The sequence below is a fragment of the Lentzea sp. CA-135723 genome (assembly GCF_050936595.1).
Lineage (GTDB): Bacteria > Actinomycetota > Actinomycetes > Mycobacteriales > Pseudonocardiaceae > Lentzea.
Window position 1 is genome coordinate 6,428,947 of sequence record NZ_JBNJMK010000001.1, and the last position, 23,934, is coordinate 6,452,880.

A 23,934-nucleotide genomic window follows, 5' to 3' on the forward strand; every position below is an offset into this window, starting at 1 on the left:
CTGCGTTGGTGGCTGCGGTGGGTGCGCTGCCGAGATCCAGCCGGAGTGTCAGACCCTCTCGGTACGTTGGGTCGCGGGGGAGCCTGAGTCCGAGGGGACCCCTGCGTGAGCCAGCCCCCAACCAGAACGGACCCGCGGCCGAAGCCGCGGGTCCGCGCAGGTAGCAGGGGTTCTACCTGCCCCCCCGGTGCCTGATCCGGAACGCCGTGCGGTCAAGAGGGAGGCGACCGCTGTGGCGTTCCGGATCGTGCTCGGCCTGGTGGTCCCCCCAGATACCTGCCTGGCCGAGCTGGCCTGGTCGACTCTGCCTCACGCCGCTCACGCATCGCTCACGTCTTGATGACGTGGGCGGGCAACTGTTCCCTGGCATGAATAAGGCCCGCAGCCGGGGCTGCGGGCCTTGACCGGACAGCAGGGGACTGTCCGGTTCCCCCATGACCGGATTCCGCTCCTGGCCACGCACCACTGGGAGGGGTGGCTGGGAGCGGGGTTTCGGTTCGCGTGACATCCCCCCAGGACTTTCTGGTGTCACTCTCTCCGTTCCGGCTGCTGACTACTTTGCCCGGTGGTGCTCACACTTCGGTCACACCGAGTTCTCGCCCATACACTCGGCGGCTCGGTCACCTAGCGGACGGGAGGGTGACGTGCGGGTCGACTACCGCGTGCTGGGGCCGCTCGAAGTCCTGCGGGACGGTGTTCCGGTCGTTGTCCCGGCCGGGCGCTGCCGGGTGTTGTTGGCCACGTTGTTGTTGCGTGCCAACGAGTTCGTGTCTGTTGGGGAGATCGTCGAGCGGTTGTGGGACGGGGCGCCGCCTCAGGCTGACCGGGCCGGCAAGACGTTGCACATGGTGGTGACCCGGCTTCGGCGGGCCTTGGGCGAGGCGAGTTGCGTGCGGACTCGTGAGGGCGGGTACGTCGCCGTGGTCACGGTCGAGCAGCTGGACCTGTTGCGGTTTCGGGAGCACGTGGCACGAGGTGAGTTCGGGGCGGCTACTCGGTTGTGGCGCGGGCCGGTGCTGGCGAACGTCACCTCGGAGTCGTTGCACCGGGAGTTGGTGCCCGCGTTGCTGGAGGAGCGGCTGAAGGCCCTCGAGGCGCGGATCGACGGGGATCTCGAGCGGAACCTCGGCGCGGATCTGGTGCCCGAGCTGCGGACGCTCACCCAGCAGCACCCGTTGCGCGAGGTGTTCTGGGCTCAGCTGATGGTGGCGTTGCACCGGAGCGGGCAGCAGGCGGACGCGCTCGCCGCGTACCAGGAGGTCTCGGTCGTGCTGGCCGAGCAGCTCGGTGTGCCGCCAGGGGAACGGCTGCGGAAGGCGCAGCAGCAGGTGCTCGCCGCCGTGCCGCCCCGGCACGTGCCGCAGCACGTTCCCCGGCAGTTGCCGACGGCGTTGCCGCACTTCGTGGGGCGGGAGGCGGAGTTCGGCCGGCTCGACGCGGTGCGGGCGTCCGGGCAGGTCGTGATCAACGGGAGCGGCGGGATCGGCAAGACGTCGCTCGCCGTGCAGTGGGCGCACCGGATCGCGAACCGGTTTCCGGACGGGCAGCTCTACAGCGACCTGCGCGGGTTCGACCCGACCGGGGCGCCGGTCAACCCCGTCAACACCGCGCGCGACTTCCTGCTCGCGCTCGGGGTGCCGGCCGGCGAGATCCCCGCGGGCACCGACGCGATGCTGGAGAGCTACCGGGCGGTGCTCGCGCGGCGGCGGGTGCTGGTGCTGCTCGACAACGTCCGGGACGTCGCCCAGGTGCGGCCCCTGCTGCCCGGCGGCGAGCAGAGCCTGGCCGTGATCACGTCGCGCAACCGCTTGCGCGGCCTGGTCGCGCAGCACCACGTCGTGCAGCTCGACGTGCTCGGGCCGGAGGAGTCGATGGTGCTCTTCGGCGGCAGGGTCGGCGCGGAACGGGTCGCGGACGAACCCGGCGCGGCCAACCGGCTCGTCGAGCTGTGCGCCGGGTTGCCGCTGGCGCTGGCGGTCACGGCGGCGCGCGCGACGCTGGACCAGCACCCGCTCAAGATGCTCGTGGAGGAGCTCGAACACGCCGCGCTCGACGCGTTGGACACGGACGACCCGCTGACGAGCGTGCGGGCGGTGTTCTCGTGGACGTTCGGCTGTCTGAGTCCCGTGGCGGCACGGCTGTTCGTGCTGCTGGGCCTGCACCCAGGGCCCGACGTCACGGAGGCCGCCGCGACCAGCCTCCTGGGGCTGCCTGCCGCGGAGGCGCTGGACGAGCTGGTCCGCTACAGCCTGATCAACAGCCAGAACGGCCGCTACCGGCTGCACGACCTGATGCGGTCGTACGCGGCGGAGGAGGCGGCTCACCGGTTGTCCGCCGACGAACGCGAGAAAGCCCAACGGCGGTTCTTCGACCACCTGATGCACTCCGCGCTGGCGGCGGCCATGAAGTCGGACCCGTTGCGCCAGCCCATCACCACCCCCGACCCGGTTCCCGGCGCGGTCGTGCTGGCGTTCGACGTCAGCACCGACGCCGACCGCTGGTACGCCGAGGAACGCGCGGCGTTCGGCCCGGCCGTGATGGCCGCGGGCGAAGCGGGTTTCGACGGTCACGTGTGGCGCACGGTGTGGGCCATCAGGCACTTCCTGCTCGCTACCAGCCGCAGGCGGGAGGGCGAACGGCTGCAGCGGCTGGCCGTCGCCGCGGCGCAGCGGTCGGGCGACCTCGAAGGCGAGTGCCGGGCCCGCCGCGGCCTGGTGTCGTGCCTCATCCCCCTGCAGGAGTTCGACGAGGCCGAACGCCACCTCCGCGAGGCCGTCGCCCTCGACGAACGGCTGGGCGACCAGATCGGTCTCTCCAACGACCTGCGCGGCCTCGCGTACCTGCTTTCCCGGCAGGGCAGGCACATGCGCGCGCTCGACCCGCTGCAGCGCGCACTGGCCGTGGCGACCCGCAGCGGCGACCGCATCGAACTGGCGAGCGTCGCGGCGTCCCTCGCGTTCCTGCACCACGAGCTGGGCGACCACCTGGAGGCGGCCGCCCGCGCCGAGCAGGCCAGGGACATGTACCTGGAGCTGGTGCCGGACGAGCGGGACACCGTGGTCGCCTCCAACCGCGACACCCTCGGCAGCATCTACCGCGCGCTCGGCCGGTACGAGGAGGCGGAGGCGAACTACCTCAGGTCGGTCGAGCTGCAGGCAACGTTGTCATACCGCCACTACCAGGCGGACACGCTCGTGCGGCTGGCCGACATGAAACGGGAGCTGGGCGAGCTGGACGCGGCCCGCGGCTACTACCGGGCCGCGCTCGACGTCTACGACGACCTCGGCAACGGGCAGGCGGACGACGTGCGGGAGCTGCTTTCGTCGCTGAGCTGACCCGGAACGGAGAAGCGGTGCTGGTGGCCCCCCAGGAAACTTTGCCACCAGCACCGCTGAGAACCACTCTGCCGGACCCCGCTCACACTTCGCTCACACTGCGATCACGCACCGTCTAAACTGGCCGCGACCTGGGGGGACCTGTGCGAGTCGAGTACCGCGTGCCGGGGCCGGCGGAGGTGTTTCCCGATGGCGAGCCGTCGGCGGTGCGCGCAGCCCGGAGTCCCGTGCGGCCGGGCGCCGCGGCCCTGGGACCCACCCGTTTCGTCACGGCCGGGGCGGCATCGCGCGCAGGCGGGAGAGCGGCCGGCCGGACCGGACGCGGAAGTCGAGGCAACCGCCGGGGCGCCGCCGCGGTGCAAGAGGTGCACCGCGGCGGCACCGGACGACAGCGGCCCCCCAGCCGATGTCTCGCAGTTGTCGTCCTCGGCTGGTGACCACTCTGCCGCACTCCGCTCACACAACGGTCACACCGCGACCCCGTACCTCCACAGTGGACGAACAGGTGAAGGAGTCATGAACGTCGAGTACCGCGTCCTCGGTCCCCTGGAGGTGCTGCGCGACGGCGTGCCCGTTCCGGTTCCCGCCGGACGCGGGCGCGTGCTGCTCACGACGTTGCTGCTGCGGCCCAACCGGTTCGTGTCGGTCGACGAGCTGGTGGAACGGCTGTGGGACGGCGAGCCGCCCACGCTCGACCGCGCGCACAAGACGTTGCAGATGGTCGTGCGGCGGCTGCGGATGGCGCTGGACGACGCCAACTGCGTGCGCACGGCCACCGGCGGCTACCTCGCCGAGGTCGATCCGGAACGGCTCGACCTGACCCGGTTCCGGCGGCTCGCGGCCGAGGGCGAGTTCGCCGCCGCGCTCGCGCACTGGCGCGGCGAGGTGGCGTCCAACGTCGTCTCGGCGCACCTGCACCGCGAGGACGTGCCGCCGCTCGTCGAGGAACGTCTGGTGGTGCACGGCAGGCGCGTCGAGGCCGACCTCGCCCGCGGCCGGGGCGCCGACCTCGTCGGCGAGCTGCGCGAGCTGACCGCGGCGCACCCGTTGCGCGAGGGCTTCTGGGCCCAGCTCGTGCAGGCGCTGCACCAGGCGGGCAGGCAGAGCGAGGCGCTGGCGGCCTACGAGCAGATCCGCGAGCACCTCGACGAGGAGCTCGGGGTCGAGCCGGGACCGCCGTTGCGCGACCTGCACGCCCGGCTGCTCGGCCGGACCGGCACCCCGCACCAGCTGCCCGCGGCACCGGAGCACTTCGCCGGTCGTGCGGCGGAGCTCGCGAAGCTGACCCAGCTGACCACGAGCGGGGCCGCGGTCGTGATCACCGCCATCGACGGCACCGCCGGGATCGGCAAGACGGCGCTCGCCGTGCGGTGGGCCCACGCGGTCGCCGACCGCTTCCCCGACGGACAGCTCCACGCCGACCTGCGCGGGTTCGACCCGGCCGCGGAGCCCGCCGACCCCGCCGAGGTGCTGGCCACGTTCCTCGGCGCGTTCGGGGTGTCCGGCGGCGCCGTTCCCACCGACCTGCCCGAACGGGCCGCGCTCTACCGCAGCGTGCTGGCCGACCGGCGCGTGCTGGTGCTGCTCGACAACGCGCGGGACGTGGAGCAGGTCCGCCCGCTGCTGCCGGCGGGCAGGGGCTGCCTGGTCGTGATCACCAGCCGCAACCGGTTCACCGGGCTCGTCGTCCGCGAGGGCGCGGTGCCGCTGACGCTCGGCGTGCTCGGCGCGCAGGACGCCGTCGCGCTGCTCTCGGCCCGGCTCGGCGCGGGGAGGGTGGCCGCCGAACCCGGTGCCGTCGCCGACCTCGTCGCGTTCTGCGGCGGCCTGCCCATCGCCCTCGCGGTGGCGGCCTCCCGGGCGGCGGAGGAACCCGGCCTCACCCTCCGCGCGCTGGTCGGCGAGCTCACCTCGGCCGGCGGGCCGATGAGCCAGGTCGAGGCCGCCTTCGCCACGTCGTGCAGCCGCCTGGACGACGGGACGGCGGCGCTCTTCCGGCTGCTCGGCCTCCCGGCGGGTCCCGACATCTCCCTCGACGCCGCCACCGCGCTGGACGGGCGCGGCCGTGCCGACGTGCGCAGGTCGTTGCAGAAGCTGGCGAACATGCACCTGGTCACCGAGCGGTCGCGCGGCCGGTACGTGGTGCACGACCTGGTGCGCGAGTACGCGTGCTCGTTGCGCGACCAGGACTCGGCGGAGGACCGCGACGCGGCCGTGCGCCGGTTGCTGGAGTTCTACCTGCACTCGGTGGACAACGCCGACCGGCTGCTGCGCCGCAGCCGTCCGGACCTGGAGCTGCGGCCGCTGCCCGACGGCGTGCGGCCGGTGCGGTTCGAGGACTCGGCGGTCGCGGCGGCCTGGTGCGAGTCCGAGCACGACAACCTGCTGGCGGTCGTGCGGCTCGCGGGTGCGCACGGCCTGCACGACCACGCGTGGCAGCTCGCGACCGTCATGTTCGGCTACCTCTACCTGCGGCACCGGCCGGCCGAGCGGATCGACCTGTACCGCGTGGCGGTGGCGGCCGCGCGGGCCGCCGGTGACCGGTACGCGGAGGGCGTCGCCCTGCACTCCCTCGGCAACGCGCTCGCCACGCTGGGCTCGTTCCCCGAGGCCGCCGTCGAGTACGCCGCCGCGCTGCGGGTGCGGGAGGAGATCGGGCACCTGCACGGCATCGCGGTCACCCTGGACCAGTGGGCGGTCAACCACGCGATGAGCGGTGACCTCGCCGCGGCGAAGGCCATGCACGAACGGGCCGTCGCGAAGCGGCGCGAACAGGGGTCGCCGTCCGGACTCGCCATCGCGTTGAACAACTACTCGATGACGTTGGTGGGCCTCAGGGAGTTCGACGCCGCGCTCGCCGTGAACGACGAGGCGCGCGCCGTCGTGACGGAGGCGGGGATGATCGACGCGGCAGCGTCCTCATTGGACACCAGAGGGATGCTGCTGCTGGAGCGCGGCGACCTCGCCGCGGCCGTCGCGACGTTCCAGCAGGTGCTCGCGCTGCCGGCGGACCAGCTGGCCGACCCGATCAAGACGGTCACCCTGGAGAACCTCGCTGAGGCGCACCTGCGGGCGGGCCGCCCGGAGGACGCGGTGGCCGCGCTGCGGGCGGCCCTGGTGCTGCGCGAGACCATGGGCAACGCCGAGGTGGCGGAGAAGCTGCGGGCGCGGATCGCCGAGCTGTCCGGAGGTGAGCGATGAGCGTCGAGCTCCGGGTGCTGGGGCCGCTGGAGGTGCTGGCCGGTGGTGGTGCCGGCCGGGCGCGTGCCGACGTTGTTGTTGCGCCCAACGAGTTCCGGCTGAGGACGACTGCGCCCGAGGGCGCTCGGACTTCGCTCACGCTGCGACCACAGCGGGTCTAGACTGTCGGTGATCTGGGGGTATGTGTGCGAGCCGAATACCGCGTGCTGGGTCCGCTGGAGGTGCTGCTCGACGGCGAACCGGTGGCGGTCCCCTCCGGACGATGCCACCTGCTGCTGGCCGCGTTGTTGCTGCGCCCCAACCAGTTGGTGCCGGTGCACGAGCTGGTCGACCGGCTGTGGGACGGTTCGCCGCCGAACGTCGACCGCGCGCACAAGACGCTCCACATGGTCGTGCGGCGGCTGCGGGTCGCGTTGGGCGAGGCGGACTGCGTGCAGACCCGGACCGGTGGTTACGCCGCCGTGGTCGAACCCGATCAGGTGGATCTGCTGCGGTTCCGGGCTCTCGCGGGGTCAGGTGACTTCGGCGCGGCCGCCGCGTTGTGGCGGGAGTCCGTGCTCGGCAACGTCGTGTCGGACGTCCTGCACCGCGAGGACGTCCCGCGGCTGATCGACGAACGGCTCACAGTGCTCGAAAGGCGCATTGACGCGGATCTGGACAGGGGGTTGTCCAGTGAGCTGGTGGCGGAACTGAGGTCGCTGGTCGCTGATCACCCGTTGCGTGAGCAGTTCTGGTCGCACCTGATGCTCGCGCTGTACCGGTCGGGCAACCAGGCCGAGGCGTTGAACGCGTACCAGGACCTGCGGAGCCGTCTCGCCGACGAGTTGGGCGTCGACCCCGGTCCCGCGCTGCAGGAGCTGCACCAGCGGATCCTGCGCGCCGAGGTGACTCCCGGCAAGCGTGTCCGGGTGCCGCGGCAGCTCCCGCACGGCGTGCGGAACTTCGTTGGCCGCAAGGATGAACTCGGGGAACTCGCCACGACGGCGGGCGTCACCGTCGTGCACGGTGTCGGCGGCGTCGGCAAGACCGCGCTGGCGTTGCAGTGGGCTCGCGACGTTCGGGAGAACTACCCGGACGGCGACCTCTACGTGAACCTGCGCGGGTTCGATCCCGACGTGCAGCCGGTCGACCCCGCCGCCGCGGCGGAGATGTTGCTGATCGGGCTCGGTGTGGACGAGGTCCCGGCAGGCGCGGACGCCCGGTTCGCGTTGCTGCGCACCACCCTGGTCGACAGGAGGTTGCTGCTCCTGCTCGACAACGCCGCGTCGGCACGCCAGGTCCTTCCCCTCCTGCCCGCGGCCGCCGGGGTGCGGGTGCTGATCACCAGCCGAAACCAGCTTCGCGCGCTCGTCTCCCAGCACGACGCGACCGCGATCGGTCTGCAGGAGCTGGACTTCGAAGCGGCACGGTCGTTGCTCGCGGTCGTGCTCGGTGAACCGCGGCTCGACGCCGAACCGGAGGCCGCGCGCGAGATCGTCGAACGCTGTGCCGGACTGCCGTTGGCGCTGCGCGTGTTCGCCGAACGGGTGGCGCGCTTCCCGGACGTGCCGCTGCGGGAGTTCGTGGCCGAGCTTCGCAGCGAGCGGCTCGACGCGTTCAGCGACTTCTACGACGTGGACGTCCGTGCGGTGTTCTCGTGGTCGTACCGGGCGTTGGACGACGAGTCGGCACGGATGTTCCGGTTGTTGTCGGTGCACCCTGGTCAGAACTTCGACGTGAGCGCTGCCGCCGCGTTGGCCGGCGTGTCGGTGACGCAGGCCAGGCGGCTGCTGGAGCGGCTGGTCGCCGACGCCCTCGTGCAGACTCCGTCCCCTGGGCGTTACAGCCTGCACGACCTGCTGCGCGCCTATGCGGCCGAGCTGTGCGGGGACGACGAGGCGGCCGTGCTGAGGATCACCGAGTGGTACGTCCACTCCCTCGAGAACGCCGCCCTGGTGGAGAAACCGATCGCGCTGGTGCGGGCCGACGAGATCACGTCGGGCGTGGTGCCCCGCGGGTTCACCTCGCGGTTCGACGCGCTGGCGTGGGTGCGGGAGGAGTGGGACAACCTCCACGCGGTCCTGCGCGAGGCTGCGGCACGCGGTCGGGAACGGCTCGCGCTGCTGATCCCGACGCACCTGGAGAGGTTCTTCGTCTACAACCAGCCGCGCTGGTCCGAAGCGGCCGAGATGTTCGAGGCGGTCCAGACCTTCGGGACCGCTCGCGAGCAAGGGTTCCTGCTGCTGAAGCAGGCTGGTCTCTACTCGGACCTCGGACGCGGGGACGACGCGCTGGCCAGCTTCGAGGAGGGACTGCGGTTCGTCCGCGAAGCAGGGGAACGAACCGCGGAGGTGGCCGGTCTGATCAACTTGGCCTCGCACCAGGAGATCCTCGGTCAGATCGAGGAGGCCCTCGCCACCTCGAGCCTGGCGGCCGAGGTGAGCGCCGAGATCGGCAACGGGTACATGGAGAGCGCCGCGCGTTCCAACGTCGCTTACATGCTGAACCTGCTCGGTCGCTACGACGAGGCTCTCGTCGCGAGCGACCGTGCCGTCGTCATCGCGACCGAGATCGACGACGAGGACGAGCACGTGCTCGCGCGGCTGCACGCTGTGCGGGGCAAGGCGCTCACCGGACTCGGACGGCACGTCGAAGCCGTGGCCGTGCTCGAACCGGCTGCCAAGGCCTTGGCCGAGCTCGGTGACTCCATGTACGAATCTGTGGCGCTGCGGGACCTGGGCGACGCCCTGGTCGAGCTCGACGAGCGTGCGAACGCCGTCGTGGCCTGGCGACGTGCGGTGGAACTTCTGCGTCAACTGGACGAGGAGCAGGCCGAGGCGCTCGCGGCCAGGCTGGCCGAGCTGGAGTAGGCGGAACGCCGGATCTGCGCCGACGTCCGCCGGTCCCGGAACGACCCCGGGGCGGACGTGGGTGGTGCGATGCGCTGAACTCTTCACGGCGACCTTCGTCATCCGTGTCGTCCTGCCCAGTCGCATCGGGTAAGCATGTGCGCGGAAGAGGGGAAGGTGCATGAGCCTGCACGTCGCGGTCGACTTCGGCACGTCGAGCACCTGCGTCGCGATCTCCGCTCACGGGCGGGAGCCGCAGGTCGTCGTGTTCGACGGCCAGCCGCTCGTGCCGTCGGCGGTGTTCGCGGCCGCGGACGGGACCCTGTTCGTCGGGCAGGAGGCCGAGCGTCAGGCCGCTGTGGACCCCGCCCGGTACGAGCCCCATCCGAAGCGCCGGGTCGACGAGGGGGAGCTGCTGCTCGGCAGTACCGTGCTGCCCGTTGTGGACGTTGTGCGCGCGGTGCTGGCGCGGGCTGTCGGGGAGGCGCGGCGCGTTGCCGGGGGCGCTCCGGTGGATCTGCTGGTGCTCACACACCCCGCTGACTGGGGGACGGTGCGCACGCGGGTGCTGTTGCAGGCGGCACGGGGGCTCGGACGGGAGCTGGTGCTCGTGCCGGAGCCGGTGGCCGCCGCGGTCTTCCACTCGGCCAGCCACTCGGTGCCGGACGGTGCCGCGCTCGCCGTGCTGGACCTGGGTGGCGGCACGGTCGACGCGAGCGTGGTGGCCAGGGCCGGGAAGAGCTTCCGGGTGCTGTCGGCCAAGGGCGACCCGAGCTTCGGCGGTGCCGACGTCGACCAGGCGTTGCTGGAGCACGTCGGTGGACTGGTCGCGGCCAAGGACCCGGAGGCGTGGCGGCAGCTCGTCGAGGGGCGCGAGATGGCCGACCGGCGCAAGCGGCGGGTGTTGCGGCAGGACGTGCGCGGGGCCAAGGAGACGTTGTCCCGGCACGCGTACACGGACGTGCCGATGCCGCCGCCCTTTCCCGACGCGCACGTGACGCGGTCCGACCTGGAGCAGTTGATCGCCGCGCCGCTCGGGCGGGCCGCCGCGCTCGCCGGGGCCGCCGTCCGCGACGCCGGGGTCGCGCCCCAGCGGCTCGCCGGGGTGTTCCTGGTCGGTGGGTCCAGCCGGATCCCTCTTGTCGCGCGGCTCGTGCACGAGCAGCTCCGGGTGGTGCCGACGAGCATCGACCAGCCGGAGACGGTGGTGGCCCGCGGCGCGCTGCGGGCCGTGAGCCTCGATCCCGAACGGACCGGTGGCGTCGCGTCGCAGCCCGCGCCGTCGGGTGAGGTCACTCACAACATCCGGGTCGGCGAGGAGACCACCCGCAAGATCACCCGCCGCATCACGCCGCCGCCCGGTCAGTTCCCCGTCGCCTTTCCGGTAGGCGGCCCTCCGGCGCCGCCGAAGAAGAACCGCACGGCGTTGTTCGTGGCGATCGGCACGGTGGTGGTGCTCGTCGCGGCCGGCGTCGGCGGCTACTTCTGGCTGAAGCAGAAGGACGACCCGCAGACCCCGCCCGGTCCGGCCGGCAACCAGATCGCCGTCTACGACTACAGCTTCACCCTCCCCGACGGCTGGGAGCAGACCGGTGGCGCCGCCGTTGACCGGCAGGTGCTTTTGCAACCGATTGAGCGCGGGAATTCCAATAGCAAACAACCCGGCGCGCGTATTGCTGTGCAGGAGCAAATTCTGAAGTACGACAGCAACCGCGATCGTGTGCGCGCGTTGAGCGAGTTGAAGAACACATATGACGAACGCAAAAGCAAAGGCGACGGTGTCGACGCCTTCGCCGACAACGCCACATTCGCGGGGAAGTCTGTTGTTCACTATCGCGAAGCGGTCGGGGAGACCGGCGTCGAGTGGTACATCCAGTTCTCCGGCGAGCACCAGGTGAGCGTGGGCTGCCAGGCGTCGCAGGCCGCTCAGGGGCAGGTCCGCACCGCCTGCGAGCAGGTCGTCCGCTCACTCGTCATCAAGTGATCCAGGGAGTCGCCGATGTCCGCCACCGAGGTCCTCACCCGGTTCCGCGCCGAGGTCGGGGCGGCCCTCACCCGTGCCCGCCGCGCGTCGGGGGAGATCGGTGAACGCAATGCCAAGCTGCGGGAACGCACTCGTGACCTCGCGGTGAGGGCCCGTGAGCGCGGGGCCGAGCACGGTTCCCCGGCCACTCCCGCGGACGTCCGGGAGGCCGCCACCGGGTTCCGCACCGAGCGCGGACTGGCCGTCGAACAGGTGCCGGAAGCGGCCGAACCGGCCGTCCAGCGTCCAGTTGAGACGGAGACGGTGGCCACGCTGGGTTCCGCGGCCGTCGCCGGTCCGAGTGGTCAGCTTCCCCGTGTGAGTGACGATGACGAGGACTTTTCGCAGTCGCGAATCCTCTACTGAGTCGCGGTTTCACCCGGAGCCGTTTACTAGCGCAACTACTTCCAAAGAAGTCGCGACAGGGCGGAACCGGCATGGCAGGGTCTTGCGTCGTAAGAGGCGTACGAACCAAGAAGTACGACCTGAAGTTCTCTGAAGGGGGATCTCCCAATGGCATTGGAAGTTACCGCAGCCGAGCTCGACGCCCTGGCCAAGAGGATCATGGACGTCGACGGCCAGACGCAGGGCACGCTCCGCCAGGTGCAGAACGCCGTCGACACCGTCTCCTCCTCCTGGAAGGGCGACGCCAACGTTGCGTTCATGAACCTCATGGAGCGCTTCCAGGCTGACGCGAAGAAGCTGCAGGAGGCCCTGCGCACGATCTCCGAGTCGATCGCGAGCTCCGCTGACGTCTACGCCCGCCAGGAAGAGGACAACAAGTCCTCGATCGGCAACCTCGCCGGCCGCCTCCAGGGCTGAGTGACCGGGCCCTTCCAGGCCCTCGCGGTACTTGCTCGACTTCTTTGAACAACCAAGACTTCTAGGGGAGATGAAATGCTTCAGGTCACCTTCGCCGAGATCCAGACGGCGTCCAGCACGATCAACAGCTCGGCCACGCAGATCGACAGCCAGCTGTCCGACCTGCGCGCCGAGGTCACCAAGACCCTCGCCGGCTACCAGGGTGAGGCCCGCGAGCAGTACGAGGCCGCGCAGCGCAAGTGGGACGAGGCCGCTGCCGACCTGCAGAAGGTGCTCGCCGCCATCGGTACCGCCGTCGGCCAGGCCGGCGAGGCCTACGAGGCCGCTGAGAAGCAGAACGCCAGCCGCTGGTAAGCGTGCTCTGCCTCAACCGCTAGACCCCTTCGCGAGCCCCGGAACCACGTGGTCCGGGGCTCGCGTATGTCCTCGGTGAGGGTGCTTCAGAGGACCCGTTTTGGTCTCCGCACCACCCATCCGGTATCTTCTGACGTTGTTGTGCGGTAGCTGGCGCCCGTGTGTGCCGCGCCTGTCTCGGAACCATTGCTTGGCAAGTCCAAGATCGGTCTGGGGCAACCGCCGCAGTGACCCCAGACGCAAGTGACGACGAGGTAGATCCGTGCGCACGTACAGCCCGAAGCCCGGTGAGGTGACCCGCACCTGGCACGTGATCGACGCCCAGGACGTGGTGCTCGGCCGGCTCGCCACCCAGGCCGCGACGCTGCTGCGCGGCAAGCACAAGCCGACTTATGCGCCTCACGTTGACACCGGTGACTTCGTGGTCATCATCAACGCTGACAAGGTTGCTCTGACCGGCGCGAAGCGCGACCAGGCGTTCCAGTACCGCCACTCGGGTTTCCCGGGCGGTCTGCGCAAGCAGTCCTTCGGCGAGGTCCTGGACACCCGTCCGGACCGCCTGGTGGAGAAGGCGATCAAGGGCATGCTGCCCAAGAACCGCCTTGGCCGTCAGATCGCGAACAAGCTCAAGGTCTACGCAGGCCCGAGCCACCCGCACGAGGCGCAGCAGCCCCAGGCCTTCGAGATCAAGAAGATCGCCCAGTGAGCGACGAGTACACCGAGGAAGTTCCTGTGACCACCCCTGAGAACGAGACCCCTGAGGTCGAGACCCCCGAGGTCGAGGCTGAGGTTGTCGAGGCCGAGGTCGTCGAGGCTCCTGAGGCCGAGGCCGCTGAGGCCGAGGTCGCAGAGGCTGACGCCGAGGTCGAGGAGACCTCCGCGCCGGTGGCCGTCGCTCCCGCGCTGAACGGTGCCGCGCACCTCGCGCAGACCGTCGGCCGCCGCAAGGAGGCCGTCGTCCGCGTCCGCCTCGTGCCCGGCACCGGCAAGTTCACCCTCAACGGCAAGACCCTTGAGGCGTACTTCCCGAACAAGGTGCACCAGCAGCTCATCCGTGAGCCGCTCGTCACCACGGAGAAGCCCGAGACGTTCGACGTCATCGCGAACCTGCGTGGCGGCGGCATCACCGGCCAGGCCGGTGCGCTCCGTCTCGCCATCGCGCGTGCGCTGATCGCCGTCGACTCCGAGGACCGCCCGGTCCTCAAGAAGGCCGGCTTCCTCACCCGTGACCCGCGGGTCAAGGAGCGCAAGAAGTACGGTCTGAAGAAGGCCCGCAAGGCGCCTCAGTACTCCAAGCGCTGATGCTCCATCGCGGGGCGAGCTGTGTCTGCGTTCGTCAGACCACGGCTCTTCCGCGGTGACTGCGGGGACACCCCGCACCCCGAGCGTCATCCAGCTGTACCCGTGGGAGCAGCAGTTCACTCGAACTGCTGCTCCCGCGGCGTTTTCCGGGTTTTTCCGGGTGTGTCCCCGCCGCCTTGCAGTGTCCACATCGGAGGTTCTATGGCCCGCCTGTTCGGCACAGACGGAGTACGCGGTCTCGCCAACGCCGATCTCACCCCTGAGCTCGCGATGTCCATCGCCGCAGCCGCGGCACGGGTTCTCGCCGAGCACGACCGCTCCCACCGTCCCATCGCCGTCGTCGGCCGCGACCCCAGGGCGAGCAGCGAGATGCTCGACGCCGCCGTCACCGCGGGCCTCACCTCGGCCGGCGCGGACGTGCTGCGCGTCGGCGCCCTGCCCACGCCCGCCGTCGCGCACCTGGTCGCCGCTCTCGGCGCCGACATCGGCGTGATGATCTCCGCGTCGCACAACGCGATGCCGGACAACGGGATCAAGCTCTTCGCCGCCGGCGGCCACAAGCTGCCCGACGAGGTCGAGGACGAGATCGAGCAGCACATGGGCCAGGGCTTCGACCGCCCGACCGGTGCCGCGATCGGCCGCGTGCGCGACATCGCCGACGCCGAGACCCAGTACGTCGAGCACCTGCTCAAGGTCACGCCGCACCGCCTCGACGGCCTCAAGGTCGTGGTGGACTGCGCGAACGGTGCCGCGTCGGTGGCCGCACCGGACGCGTACCGCCGCGCCGGGGCCGAGGTGATCGCGATCAACGCGAACCCGGACGGCCTGAACATCAACGACGGCTGTGGTTCCACCCACATCGACGTCGTGGCCGCCGCCGTCCGCGAGCACGGTGCCGACCTCGGCATCGCGCACGACGGCGACGCCGACCGCTGCCTCGCCGTGGACGCCGACGGCAACCCGGTCGACGGCGACCAGATCCTCGCCGTCCTGGCGCTCGCCATGCGCGACGCCGGCGAGCTCTTCGAGGACACGCTCGTCGCCACGGTCATGAGCAACCTGGGCCTGCACATCGCGATGCGCGAGTCCAAGATCAACCTGCGCACCACCGCCGTCGGCGACCGCTACGTGCTGCAGGACCTCAAGGCCGGCGGCTACTCGCTCGGGGGCGAGCAGTCCGGCCACGTCGTGCTCCCGGCCCACGCCACCACCGGCGACGGCCTGCTCACCGCGTTGCGCCTGATGGCCCGCATGGCCGAGACCGGCAAGTCGCTCGCCGACCTCGCCTCCGTGATGCGCCGCCTGCCGCAGGTCCTGATCAACGTGAAGGTCTCCGACAAGGCGGCCGTGGCGAAGGCCACGTCGGTCAGCGAGGCCGTCGCCGCCGTCGAGCAGGAGCTCGGCGACACCGGCCGCGTGCTGCTGCGCCCGTCCGGCACCGAGCAGCTCGTGCGGGTGATGGTCGAGGCGACCAGTCACGAACAGGCGGAGTCGGCCGCGCAACGACTGGCGGGTGTGGTTTCCTCGGTGCACTGAGGACTGACGGGGGCTGGAAGATGACCGTGTTGATGTTGCTCGTGATCCTGGCCCTGCTGGGAGGTGCGACAGCGGTCGTCATCGCCGTCGTGCTCGCGTCGAAGCGCAAGCCCGCGGCCCAGCCCCCGTACCCACCCCAGGGGTATCCGCAGCAGTACCCGCAGGGGTTTCCGCACCAGCAGCACCCCCAGCAGCAGCCGTACCCGCAGGGGTACGGGCAGCAGCCGCCTCCTCCGCCCGGTCAGCCGTCCACCTGGAACGGTGGTGCCCCGCGATGAACATCGGGCCCGTGCAGCTGATGGTCTTCCTGTTCATGCTCGTCGTGGCGGCCATCGTCGTGGTGATCGTGGTCGTCGCCAAGAAGCAGAACCGGAAGCACCTGCCTCCGACCGGGTACGGCAAGCAGCCTGCCGACGTTCAGCCTCCCCTGCACGGCCTGCAGGGTCACGCGCCGCCGGCCCACGCTCCACAGGCCGGTCCGCCGCAGGGTCACGCGCCGCAGGGATGGCAGCCGCAGAGCGCGCCCCCGCCAGCCGGCCACCCGCAGCCTCACCCCGGCCAGTCCTACCCGCCTCCCGGTGGCCGCCCGCCCCACCCCCGGTGACCTGCCCGCCACCCGATCAGTGGTGATCATCGGCGACAGCCGCCGAATGGCTGTTTACTAAGGCAACCGACATCGTGGAGCTCCGGTCACCGCGTGACCCGACCTGGCACTGTATGGCGGAACCCGATGAGGCCGAATTGCGTCAGATCGGGGACGAAGGGGAGGCGGGAGATGTCTGGGTTCGGCGTGCAGTCCGGCGATCTGACGAAGGTCGCGGGGGCCTACGAGGCAGAGGGATCAGGTCTGATCCAGATGAAGCCCTCGGTGACACCGGGTGTGGGCGCCGGGCAGGTCGGCCGCAAGTTCCAGGGCGTCGCCGCCACCTACAAGACCTTCTTCGACCAGTTCGGTGTGAGCCTGGAGAAGTTCGGCAAGGAGGCGACGGGCATCGCCACTCGCCTGAAGGACGTCGCGAAGACGTACGAGTCGAACGAGGCGCAGACCTCGAGCCAGTTCAAGGGGTAACGAGTCGTGGCGGACCAGAACGAGATCAGGAAGCTCCTCGACGACCCGAACGTCACGCCGGAGACCAAGAAGGAACTCGTCCGCGCCCTCGCCGGCGCCGGCGCTCCCCAGGAAGAGGTCGAGCGCTACGGCAAGGCGAACGGCGTCGACGTCCCGGACGACCCGAGCGTCGGTGACCACGTGGTCGGCACGCTCCTCGCGCCGTTGACGCTGGGCATCAGCGAGGCCAACAACATCCGCAAGGAAGCCCAGCACGGCGCCTTCACGATGGAGGGCTCCGACGCGGACAAGCTCGTCGACAAGGCCAAGGAGGAGCGCGAGCTCGGCTCCACCCAGAAGGTCCTGAACGAGCAGGGTGACGTCCCGAACAGCAACACGCTGCTCGACGCCGGTGCGCCGGGCCTGCGGTTCTTCGAGAAGTTCATCCCCGTCTACCAGAAGGCCGCGCCGGCCTGCGGGCACCAGGGTGCCGCCCCGAACCTCCAGGGCGACATCTACCGCATGTACGACGAGGTGCGCGACATCGACTTCGCGAAGTTCCGCGAGGACGCGCACAAGATGACCGAGAACGTGAAGAAGGCGGAGGCGCACGACAACGCGCTGGGTGCCGCCTGGAACGGCGTCGGCTCGTGGGAGGGCCCCGCCGCGGAGGCTGCGCGCGGCTACCACGACAAGTTCGCGACGACCTCCAAGACGTTCGTGCAGAAGGCGGGCGGCGGACCCGGTGCGATCACCGGTGGCGTCACCAACATGCAGAAGCACGTCAAGGACTTCGCGCAGCAGATCCACGACCAGTACTCGGAGAAGTGCGGCGGGCTGTCGGTCGAGGAGGCCGAGACCGCGATCCGCCACGCCAACGGCGACATCTACGAGAACGACGGCGGCATCCTCGACTGGCTCACCGGCGTTCCCGGCCCGATCTCCGGCGCGGTGCTCGGCGCGCTCTGCGGCGGTCCGCTCGGCATGCTCGCGGGCCTCGGCTGGGGCAGCTGGATCTCCGGCACCCGCGACAACATCATCAACGACGCCAAGCAGAAGCTGAAGGCGCTCTGCGAGGAGTTCGACGGCAAGAAGAAGGCGTTCGACGGCTACTGCCAGGCCGTGCAGACCGGTGTCGACGGCGACTACAAGGCCATGTTCGAGGGCCTCACCACGGCGTTCGGTGGCGACCCGTTCCAGCAGGTCGGCGACCCGCCCTCGTTCACCGACGCCGGCAAGGACCGCAAGCCCGTCGACAACGGCGGTGGCGGTGGCACTCCTCCCGGTGGCGGCGGCGGTCCGTCCGGCGGTGGTGGCCCGTCCGGTGGCGGTGGTGGCGCACCGGAGATGCCGAAGCCGGAGAACCCGCTCGACAAGGACGGCGACGGCAAGCCCGACGTCCCCGGTGACACCGACGGTGACGGCAAGCCGGACGACCTAGACGGCGACGGCAAGCCCGACCAGCCGAAGCCCGAGGAGGAGCTGGAGACCGTCACGGTCAAGGCCGGCGACAACACGATCAAGGTCACGGAGCCCGACTCGAACGGGCACGTGAAGATGACGATCGACACGCCGAAGGGCGAGCCGAAGACCTACGACCTCGACTTCAGCAAGAACCCCGAGGCCGCGAAGGCCCTGATGGGGCAGAACGGCACGCAGGCCATCACCAACATGGCCAACCAGCTCACCGCCACGTCGCCGACGGCGGGCGCGCAGACCCCGGCGGCGGGCAGCACGCCCGCACCCGGCGGCGGCGCGGCTCCGGCGGCGGGCCCGCTCGGGTCGGAGTCGAACCCGATCCCCGTCGAGGTCGGCGAGGACGGCAAGATCCACATCGAGCAGGACGGCGTCAACTTCACCGCCGAGGTGAACGCGGACACCGGCGAGATCAACATCAGCGCCGACAACGGTGACGGCACGCCCGACGAGATCGGGGTGTCGTTCGGCGAGGACGAGAACCCGGCCGCGCAGAACCAGGGTGCCGGCGGTGGCGGTGCCGAGGGCGGCAGGCTGGAGGACGGCCTGCGCACGCCGGAGGGCGACTTCCCCGACGACGTCAGGACGCTGCCGGCCGAGGCCGGCTTCCAGCCGATGCCCGCGGAGGCCGGATTCCAGACCATGCCCGCCCCCGCGGCCGAGCAGGTCTGGAGCGCGCCGGGGGAGACCGCTCCCACCGCGCCGAACGTGGCGGAGCGCTTCCAGGACTCCATGGCCAGGAGCTTCATCGAGGACAACGGCATCATGCCGAGCGTCGGCGAGCCCAGGATCGCGGCGGACGCGCCGAGCCCGCAGTTCGCGCAGGCCTCGGACAGCACCTCGACGTCCGGTGTCTCGTTCACCGGCGGCGCGGGTGGCAGTGGCGAGTCCGTGCTCGGTTCGGCCCCGGACAGCGCGTGGACCAGCCCGAACTCCGGCGACAGCAGCGGCGGTTCGTTCAGCACGAACCCGTCCGAGGCGGGTCAGCCCGGCTCGGCCAGCCTGCCGACCATGCAGGACGCCCAGGGCCAGGGCCCGAGCGGTGCCGCGTCCGGCGGGATGATGGGCGGCGGCGGGATGATGGGTGGCGGCATGGCCGGCGCCGGAGCGGGCGGCCAGCAGGGCGGCGACTCCGAGCGCGGTGCCAGCCAGTGGCGCACCACGGGCACGTTGTTCGACGAGGACAACAACAACCCGTTGAGCGCCATGCAGACCGCGCTGGGTGACGAGCGAGGAGAGGCGGCCAACCCGTGGCGATGATCGGGGAAGTCAGCCCGCAGGTCCAGGCGATGCTGGACGACAACCTCGCGAGGACCCGCCGCGCCACGGCCGGCGTCACGGCGGACCTCAGGGCGAGCCAGGACAAGGTCGCCGCCGACATCGAGGCGCGCGAGGACAAGCACAGGCGGGACCTGGCCGCGGCCCGCGAGAGCGCGGAGAACCTCGGCAAGCAGGGCGAACGGCAGCAGCCGCGCAAGCCCCAGTGGGAACGTCCCGACCGGGGCGCGGGCGAGATGGCGTTCGGCCCGGAGGACGACGACGGCGGCTACGCACCGCAGGCGTCCGCACCGCCGCCACCGCAGCCCGTGGCGCCGCCGGTCGCACCTCCGCTGCCGCCACCGCCGCCGGCCCGCCCACGCCGCCCGGCGCCGGTGGACGACGATGACGACCTGAGCGGCCAGACCTGGCTGTCCTGAACTCGCACACGAGCCAACTCGGCTCCTGAACGAGAAACGCCCCCGAAGCCATCAGGCTCCGGGGGCGTTCGTCTCCGTCGAGCGGTCTAGCGGGCGGGCAGGGCCTCCCGCTGGAACACCAGCTCGGCGTTCTTCACGTCGCTGTCCAGCAGCTCGTCGTACGTCCGGTCGCCGGTCAGCACGCGCAGCAGGAACGCCGTCACGTACGCCCGCCCGAGCTTCTGCGCGCCCCGCTCCCCGTGTCCGTCGAGCATGAGCTCGCTCCAGTGCCGCCCCTCCGTGAACCCGAGGTGCGACGCCTTGGGCAGCAACCGCAGCTGCACCGGCCCGCCCCACGCGGACGCGATCGCCTCGGCGTGGCCGACGGGCGGTGCGATGCGGTCCTCGCCCGCCGCGAGGTGCAGGCCGGGCGCGCGCACCGACCGTGCCGCGTCGAGGGCCGAGGGGTGCGTCTCCGTTGCGGCCAAAGTCACAACGGCACGGACGCGCTCCGCTTCGGACGCCGCGAGCACCGCCGCGCCGCCACCCATCGAGTGGCCCGCCAGGGCGAGCTTGGCCGGGTCGACGCTGATCTCCCCGGTGCCGAGGCGCACGCCGGTGCAGACGTCCAAAGTGGTCAGCAGGTTGGCCGCGAGGACCCGCGCGGACAGCAGCGGGCCGCGCTCCACGGCGGGGGCCGCGGCGACCACTCCCCACGACGCCAGGTGCCGCAAAAGGCCGTGGTAGCGGCGTACGGGCTGCATCCAGCCGTGTCCGAGCGCGACGGCGGGCAGACCCAGGCCGGCGCGCGGGGTGAAGATCACGCCCGGCAGGCCCACCAGGGCGAGGTCGCCGCGCAGCACGGGGTGCGGTCCGGGCCTGCTGAGCTGCTCAAGAGCCTGTTTCGCGGTCAGCGTGATCACGCGGCGAGCCATGTGGTGAACCGTAGTCGATCCTGTCGCGCGCACCACATCCGAGATTGGTCTACACCATATGTGTCTCTGACCAGGGCAAACGCGGGTCGCTCACTCATTAGGGTTAGCGGCGTGGTCTAGCTAGTCTGTTTTCCGTGTGCGGAATCGTGGGATACGTGGGTCACCAGTCGGCGCTCGACGTCGTGCTGGACGGGCTGAGGCGCCTCGAGTACCGGGGCTACGACTCGGCGGGCGTCGCGGTCGTGACAGGCGACGACCTCGCCGTCGAACGCAAGGCCGGACGGCTGCAGAACCTGGAGACGCTGCTCGACGAGGTGGGTCGCGAGAGGTTCGCGGGCACCGTCGGCATGGGTCACACCCGGTGGGCGACGCACGGCGCGCCGATCGACAAGAACTCGCACCCGCACCGCGACACGACCAACCGTGTCGCCGTGGTGCACAACGGCATCATCGAGAACTTCCTCGCGTTGCGCGCCGAGCTCGAGGGCCTCGGCGTCGAGATGGCGTCCGACACCGACAGCGAAACGGTCGCGCACCTCGTGTCGTTCGCCTACGCCGAGGGCGACACGAAGGGCGACCTGCCCGCCAGCGTGCGCAAGGTCGTGAACCGCCTGGAGGGCGCGTTCACGCTCGTCTTCACGCACGCCGACGAGCCCGACACGGTCGTCGCCGCGCGCCGCAACTCGCCGCTGGTCGTCGGCGTCGGCGACAACGAGTACTTCGTCGCGAGCGACGTGGCCGCGTTCATCGCGCACACCAAGGAAGCCGTCGAGCTGGGCCAGGACCAGATGGTCGTGCTGACCCGCTCCGGCTACGAGGTCACCGACTTCGACGGCGAGCCCGCCGAGGCCAAGCCGTTCACGGTCAACTGGGACCTCAGCGCCGCCGAGAAGGGCGGCCACGAGTACTTCATGCTCAAGGAGATCGAGGAGCAGCCGGAAGCGCTCGCGAACACGCTGCGCGGCCACTTCGCGAACGGCCGGATCGTCCTCGACGAGCAGCGGCTGTCCGACCAGGACCTGCGCGACGTCGACAAGGTCTTCGTCATCGCCTGCGGCTCCGCCTACCACTCGGGTCTCGTCGCGAAGTACGCGATCGAGCACTGGACGCGCCTGCCCGTCGAGGTCGAGCTCGCCTCCGAGTTCCGCTACCGCGACCCGGTGCTCGACCGCGACACGCTCGTCGTCGCCGTGTCGCAGTCCGGCGAGACCGCGGACACGCTGGAGGCCGTCCGCCACGCCCGTGCGCAGAAGGCCCGCGTCCTGGCCGTCTGCAACACCAACGGCGCGCAGATCCCGCGCGAGTCCGACGCCGTGCTCTACACGCACGCCGGCCCGGAGATCGGTGTCGCGTCGACGAAGGCGTTCCTCGCCCAGATCGCCGCGAACTACCTCGTCGGCCTGGCCCTCGCGCAGGCGCGCGGCACCAAGTACCCGGACGAGGTAGCCCGCGAGTTCCACGAGCTGGAGGCCATGCCCGAGGCCGTGCGCCGCGTGCTCGGCACCATCGACCAGGTCAAGGCACTCGGCCGCGAACTCGCCGACTCGAAGGCCGTCCTGTTCCTCGGCCGCCACGTCGGCTACCCGGTGGCCCTCGAAGGCGCGCTGAAGCTCAAGGAGCTCGCCTACATGCACGCCGAAGGCTTCGCGGCGGGCGAGCTGAAGCACGGCCCGATCGCGTTGATCGAGGAGGGCCTACCGGTCGTCGTGGTCATGCCGTCGCCGAAGGGCCGCGCCACCCTGCACTCGAAGCTGGTGTCGAACATCAGCGAGATCCAGGCCCGCGGCGCCCGCACGATCGTGATCGCCGAGGAGGGCGACGAGACGGTCCGCCCGTTCGCCGACCACCTGATCGAGATCCCGGCCGTGCCGACCCTGCTGCAGCCGCTCATCTCGACCATCCCGCTGCAGGTGCTCGCGGCCGAGATCGCCTCGGCCCGCGGCTACGACGTGGACAAGCCTCGCAACCTCGCGAAGTCCGTTACCGTCGAGTGAGTGAGAGGCGTCTGGCACACCGAACGCGTCAAGTCCGCTGAAGACGAGCTCATGGCGGTCGTCCCGCCGGGCTCTCTGATGCGCAAGGCCGCGTTCGGTGTGGCCACCCACGCCCTTCGACTGCTTGCTGGACGTCGCCGCGTGACGTTGCTCGTGGGTGCGGGCAACAACGGCGGCGACGCCCTCTGGGCCGGCTACTTCCTGCGCCGCCGCGGGGTTTCCGTGTCGGCCGTGTTGTTGTCGCCCGAGAAGACCCATGCCGAAGGCCTGGCCGCGTTCCGCCGGGTCGGTGGGCGGATCGTCACCGAGGTGGGCTCGCCGGACCTGGTGATCGACGGCATCGTCGGTCTGTCCGCGCGTGGCCCGTTGCGTCCGGCCGCGGCGGAGCTGGTGGCTTCGGTGCAGGCCCCGATCCTGGCCGTCGACCTGCCATCGGGGATCGACCCGGACACCGGCGAGACCTCGGGGCCGTTCGTGCGTGCGCACACCACCGTGACGTTCGGCTGTCTCAAGCCCGTGCACGCGCTGGCCGACTGCGGCGAGGTGCACCTGGTGGACATCGGCCTGCGGCCGTCCGATCCGGACTTCGTGCTGCTGGATCGTGCGGACGTCCGCTGGCCCGTGCCTGGGCCTGCTGACGACAAGTACACGCAGGGCGTCACGGGTGTGGCCGCCGGAAGCTCGACTTATCCCGGCGCAGCAGTGCTTTCCACCGGCGCGGCCGTCCTCGCGACCTCGGGCATGGTCCGCTACGCCGGGCCTGCCGCTGACGCCATCCGCGCCCGCTGGCCGGAGACGATCTGCACCGGCTCGATCACCGACGCCGGCCGCGTCCAGGCCTGGGTGGTCGGGCCCGGGATGGGCACCGGGCCGTCGTCGGCCGAGGTGCTCCGGTTCGTGCTGGACGCCGGGGTGCCGACGATCGCCGACGCGGACGCCATCACCTTGCTGGCGTCGAACCCGTCCCTGTGGGACGCCCGTGATCCCGACGCTCCGCTGGTGCTGACCCCGCACGACCGCGAGTTCGAACGGCTGGCCGGTCCGGTCGGCGCGGATCGCGTCGCGGCGGCGCGGAAGGCGGCACGGCGGTTCAACGCCTTCGTGCTGCTGAAGGGACACCGGACCGTGGTGGCGGCGCCGGACGGACGGGCCCTGGTGAACTCGGCGACCTCGTCCTGGCCCGCGACGGCCGGGTCGGGGGACGTGCTGTCGGGGATCATCGGCGCGCTGCTGGCGAGCGGGCTGGACCCGTTCCTGGCGGCGGGGTACGCGGCCTACCTGCACGTGCTGGCGGCGGAACTGGGGGCCGCCGGTGCACCGGTACCCGCGTCGGGGCTGATGGCGGCGATCCCGGACGCGATCCGGTCACTGCGAGTTGCGCCATAGTCCCTGCTCGCGGCTGTC

The 23,934-nt window shown here is 71.0% G+C and carries 19 protein-coding genes; 18 read left to right on the plus strand and 1 reads right to left on the minus strand.

Annotation, left to right across the window (positions count from 1 at the left end):
• Positions 1–644: 644 nt before the first annotated feature.
• From ACQEU1_RS30030 to ACQEU1_RS30105, 16 genes are all read left to right on the plus strand, one after another.
• Positions 645–3,335: a BTAD domain-containing putative transcriptional regulator gene (locus tag ACQEU1_RS30030; protein WP_433208812.1), complete on the plus strand. Its 2,691-nt coding sequence runs from the start codon at positions 645–647 to the stop codon at positions 3,333–3,335.
• A gap of 516 nt (positions 3,336–3,851) precedes the next feature.
• On the plus strand, positions 3,852–6,536 hold the full coding sequence (locus ACQEU1_RS30035) for a BTAD domain-containing putative transcriptional regulator (RefSeq protein WP_433208815.1): 2,685 nt from the start codon (positions 3,852–3,854) through the stop codon (positions 6,534–6,536).
• Positions 6,533–6,697 carry a hypothetical protein gene (locus tag ACQEU1_RS30040; RefSeq protein ID WP_433208818.1) on the plus strand — a complete coding sequence of 55 codons (165 nt, stop codon included), beginning with the start codon at positions 6,533–6,535 and terminating at the stop codon, positions 6,695–6,697. Before ACQEU1_RS30035 ends, ACQEU1_RS30040 begins: the two co-directional genes overlap by 4 nt.
• Positions 6,698–6,721: 24 nt before the next feature.
• A complete protein-coding gene (locus tag ACQEU1_RS30045) occupies positions 6,722–9,385 on the plus strand; it encodes a BTAD domain-containing putative transcriptional regulator (RefSeq protein ID WP_433208821.1) in 2,664 nt (887 codons plus the stop codon).
• A gap of 160 nt (positions 9,386–9,545) precedes the next feature.
• Positions 9,546–11,348: a type VII secretion-associated protein gene (locus ACQEU1_RS30050; protein WP_433208824.1), complete on the plus strand. Its 1,803-nt coding sequence runs from the start codon at positions 9,546–9,548 to the stop codon at positions 11,346–11,348.
• Between the two features lie 15 nt (positions 11,349–11,363).
• Entirely contained in the window at positions 11,364–11,753 is a 390-nt protein-coding gene (locus ACQEU1_RS30055) for a hypothetical protein (protein WP_433208827.1), read from the plus strand.
• Between the two features lie 147 nt (positions 11,754–11,900).
• Entirely contained in the window at positions 11,901–12,209 is a 309-nt protein-coding gene (locus ACQEU1_RS30060) for a WXG100 family type VII secretion target (RefSeq protein ID WP_433208830.1), read from the plus strand.
• A gap of 75 nt (positions 12,210–12,284) precedes the next feature.
• Positions 12,285–12,563 carry a WXG100 family type VII secretion target gene (locus ACQEU1_RS30065; protein ID WP_433208833.1) on the plus strand — a complete coding sequence of 93 codons (279 nt, stop codon included), beginning with the start codon at positions 12,285–12,287 and terminating at the stop codon, positions 12,561–12,563.
• A 262-nt stretch (positions 12,564–12,825) separates the two neighbouring features.
• Entirely contained in the window at positions 12,826–13,269 is a 444-nt protein-coding gene (rplM, locus tag ACQEU1_RS30070; protein WP_189160352.1) for a 50S ribosomal protein L13, read from the plus strand.
• Between the two features lie 26 nt (positions 13,270–13,295).
• Positions 13,296–13,865 (plus strand): 30S ribosomal protein S9, encoded by a 570-nt coding sequence (gene rpsI, locus ACQEU1_RS30075; RefSeq protein ID WP_394615360.1) that lies wholly within the window; start codon positions 13,296–13,298, stop codon positions 13,863–13,865.
• Between the two features lie 201 nt (positions 13,866–14,066).
• Positions 14,067–15,401 (plus strand): phosphoglucosamine mutase, encoded by a 1,335-nt coding sequence (glmM, locus tag ACQEU1_RS30080; protein ID WP_433208838.1) that lies wholly within the window; start codon positions 14,067–14,069, stop codon positions 15,399–15,401.
• A 20-nt stretch (positions 15,402–15,421) separates the two neighbouring features.
• Entirely contained in the window at positions 15,422–15,679 is a 258-nt protein-coding gene (locus tag ACQEU1_RS30085; protein ID WP_433208841.1) for a hypothetical protein, read from the plus strand.
• Positions 15,676–16,005, plus strand: coding sequence for a hypothetical protein (locus ACQEU1_RS30090; protein ID WP_433208844.1), 330 nt, complete (start codon positions 15,676–15,678; stop codon positions 16,003–16,005). Before ACQEU1_RS30085 ends, ACQEU1_RS30090 begins: the two co-directional genes overlap by 4 nt.
• 171 nt (positions 16,006–16,176) lie before the next feature.
• Positions 16,177–16,470: a hypothetical protein gene (locus ACQEU1_RS30095; RefSeq protein WP_433208847.1), complete on the plus strand. Its 294-nt coding sequence runs from the start codon at positions 16,177–16,179 to the stop codon at positions 16,468–16,470.
• A gap of 6 nt (positions 16,471–16,476) precedes the next feature.
• Entirely contained in the window at positions 16,477–19,185 is a 2,709-nt protein-coding gene (locus tag ACQEU1_RS30100) for a hypothetical protein (protein ID WP_433208850.1), read from the plus strand.
• Entirely contained in the window at positions 19,182–19,622 is a 441-nt protein-coding gene (locus ACQEU1_RS30105) for a hypothetical protein (RefSeq protein WP_433208853.1), read from the plus strand. Before ACQEU1_RS30100 ends, ACQEU1_RS30105 begins: the two co-directional genes overlap by 4 nt.
• A gap of 86 nt (positions 19,623–19,708) precedes the next feature.
• Here the strand turns inward: ACQEU1_RS30105 and ACQEU1_RS30110 are convergent, their stop codons facing one another.
• A complete protein-coding gene (locus ACQEU1_RS30110; protein ID WP_433208856.1) occupies positions 19,709–20,536 on the minus strand; it encodes a dienelactone hydrolase family protein in 828 nt (275 codons plus the stop codon).
• Positions 20,537–20,670: 134 nt separating this feature from the next.
• Between ACQEU1_RS30110 and glmS the strand changes: the two genes are divergently transcribed.
• Both glmS and ACQEU1_RS30120 read left to right on the plus strand, forming a co-directional pair.
• Positions 20,671–22,530: a glutamine--fructose-6-phosphate transaminase (isomerizing) gene (glmS, locus tag ACQEU1_RS30115; protein WP_433208859.1), complete on the plus strand. Its 1,860-nt coding sequence runs from the start codon at positions 20,671–20,673 to the stop codon at positions 22,528–22,530.
• The gene (locus ACQEU1_RS30120) at positions 22,531–23,916 is read left to right on the plus strand and encodes an NAD(P)H-hydrate dehydratase (RefSeq protein WP_433208862.1); all 1,386 of its coding nucleotides are present in this window, start codon (positions 22,531–22,533) and stop codon (positions 23,914–23,916) included.
• The last annotated feature ends 18 nt before the right edge of the window (positions 23,917–23,934 follow it).

Bases quoted from the DNA above. Each gene is read 5' to 3' on its own strand.
- ACQEU1_RS30035 (WP_433208815.1), top strand. From the start codon at position 3,852: ATGAACGTCGAGTACCGCGTCCTCGGTCCCCTGGAGGTGCTGCGCGAC.
- ACQEU1_RS30040 (WP_433208818.1), top strand. From the start codon at position 6,533: ATGAGCGTCGAGCTCCGGGTGCTGGGGCCGCTGGAGGTGCTGGCCGGT.
- ACQEU1_RS30050 (WP_433208824.1), top strand. From the start codon at position 9,546: ATGAGCCTGCACGTCGCGGTCGACTTCGGCACGTCGAGCACCTGCGTC.
- ACQEU1_RS30055 (WP_433208827.1), top strand. From the start codon at position 11,364: ATGTCCGCCACCGAGGTCCTCACCCGGTTCCGCGCCGAGGTCGGGGCG.
- ACQEU1_RS30060 (WP_433208830.1), top strand. From the start codon at position 11,901: ATGGCATTGGAAGTTACCGCAGCCGAGCTCGACGCCCTGGCCAAGAGG.
- ACQEU1_RS30065 (WP_433208833.1), top strand. From the start codon at position 12,285: ATGCTTCAGGTCACCTTCGCCGAGATCCAGACGGCGTCCAGCACGATC.
- glmM (WP_433208838.1), top strand. From the start codon at position 14,067: ATGGCCCGCCTGTTCGGCACAGACGGAGTACGCGGTCTCGCCAACGCC.
- ACQEU1_RS30085 (WP_433208841.1), top strand. From the start codon at position 15,422: ATGACCGTGTTGATGTTGCTCGTGATCCTGGCCCTGCTGGGAGGTGCG.
- ACQEU1_RS30090 (WP_433208844.1), top strand. From the start codon at position 15,676: ATGAACATCGGGCCCGTGCAGCTGATGGTCTTCCTGTTCATGCTCGTC.
- ACQEU1_RS30095 (WP_433208847.1), top strand. From the start codon at position 16,177: ATGTCTGGGTTCGGCGTGCAGTCCGGCGATCTGACGAAGGTCGCGGGG.
- ACQEU1_RS30105 (WP_433208853.1), top strand. From the start codon at position 19,182: ATGATCGGGGAAGTCAGCCCGCAGGTCCAGGCGATGCTGGACGACAAC.
- ACQEU1_RS30110 (WP_433208856.1), bottom strand. From the start codon at position 20,536: ATGGCTCGCCGCGTGATCACGCTGACCGCGAAACAGGCTCTTGAGCAG.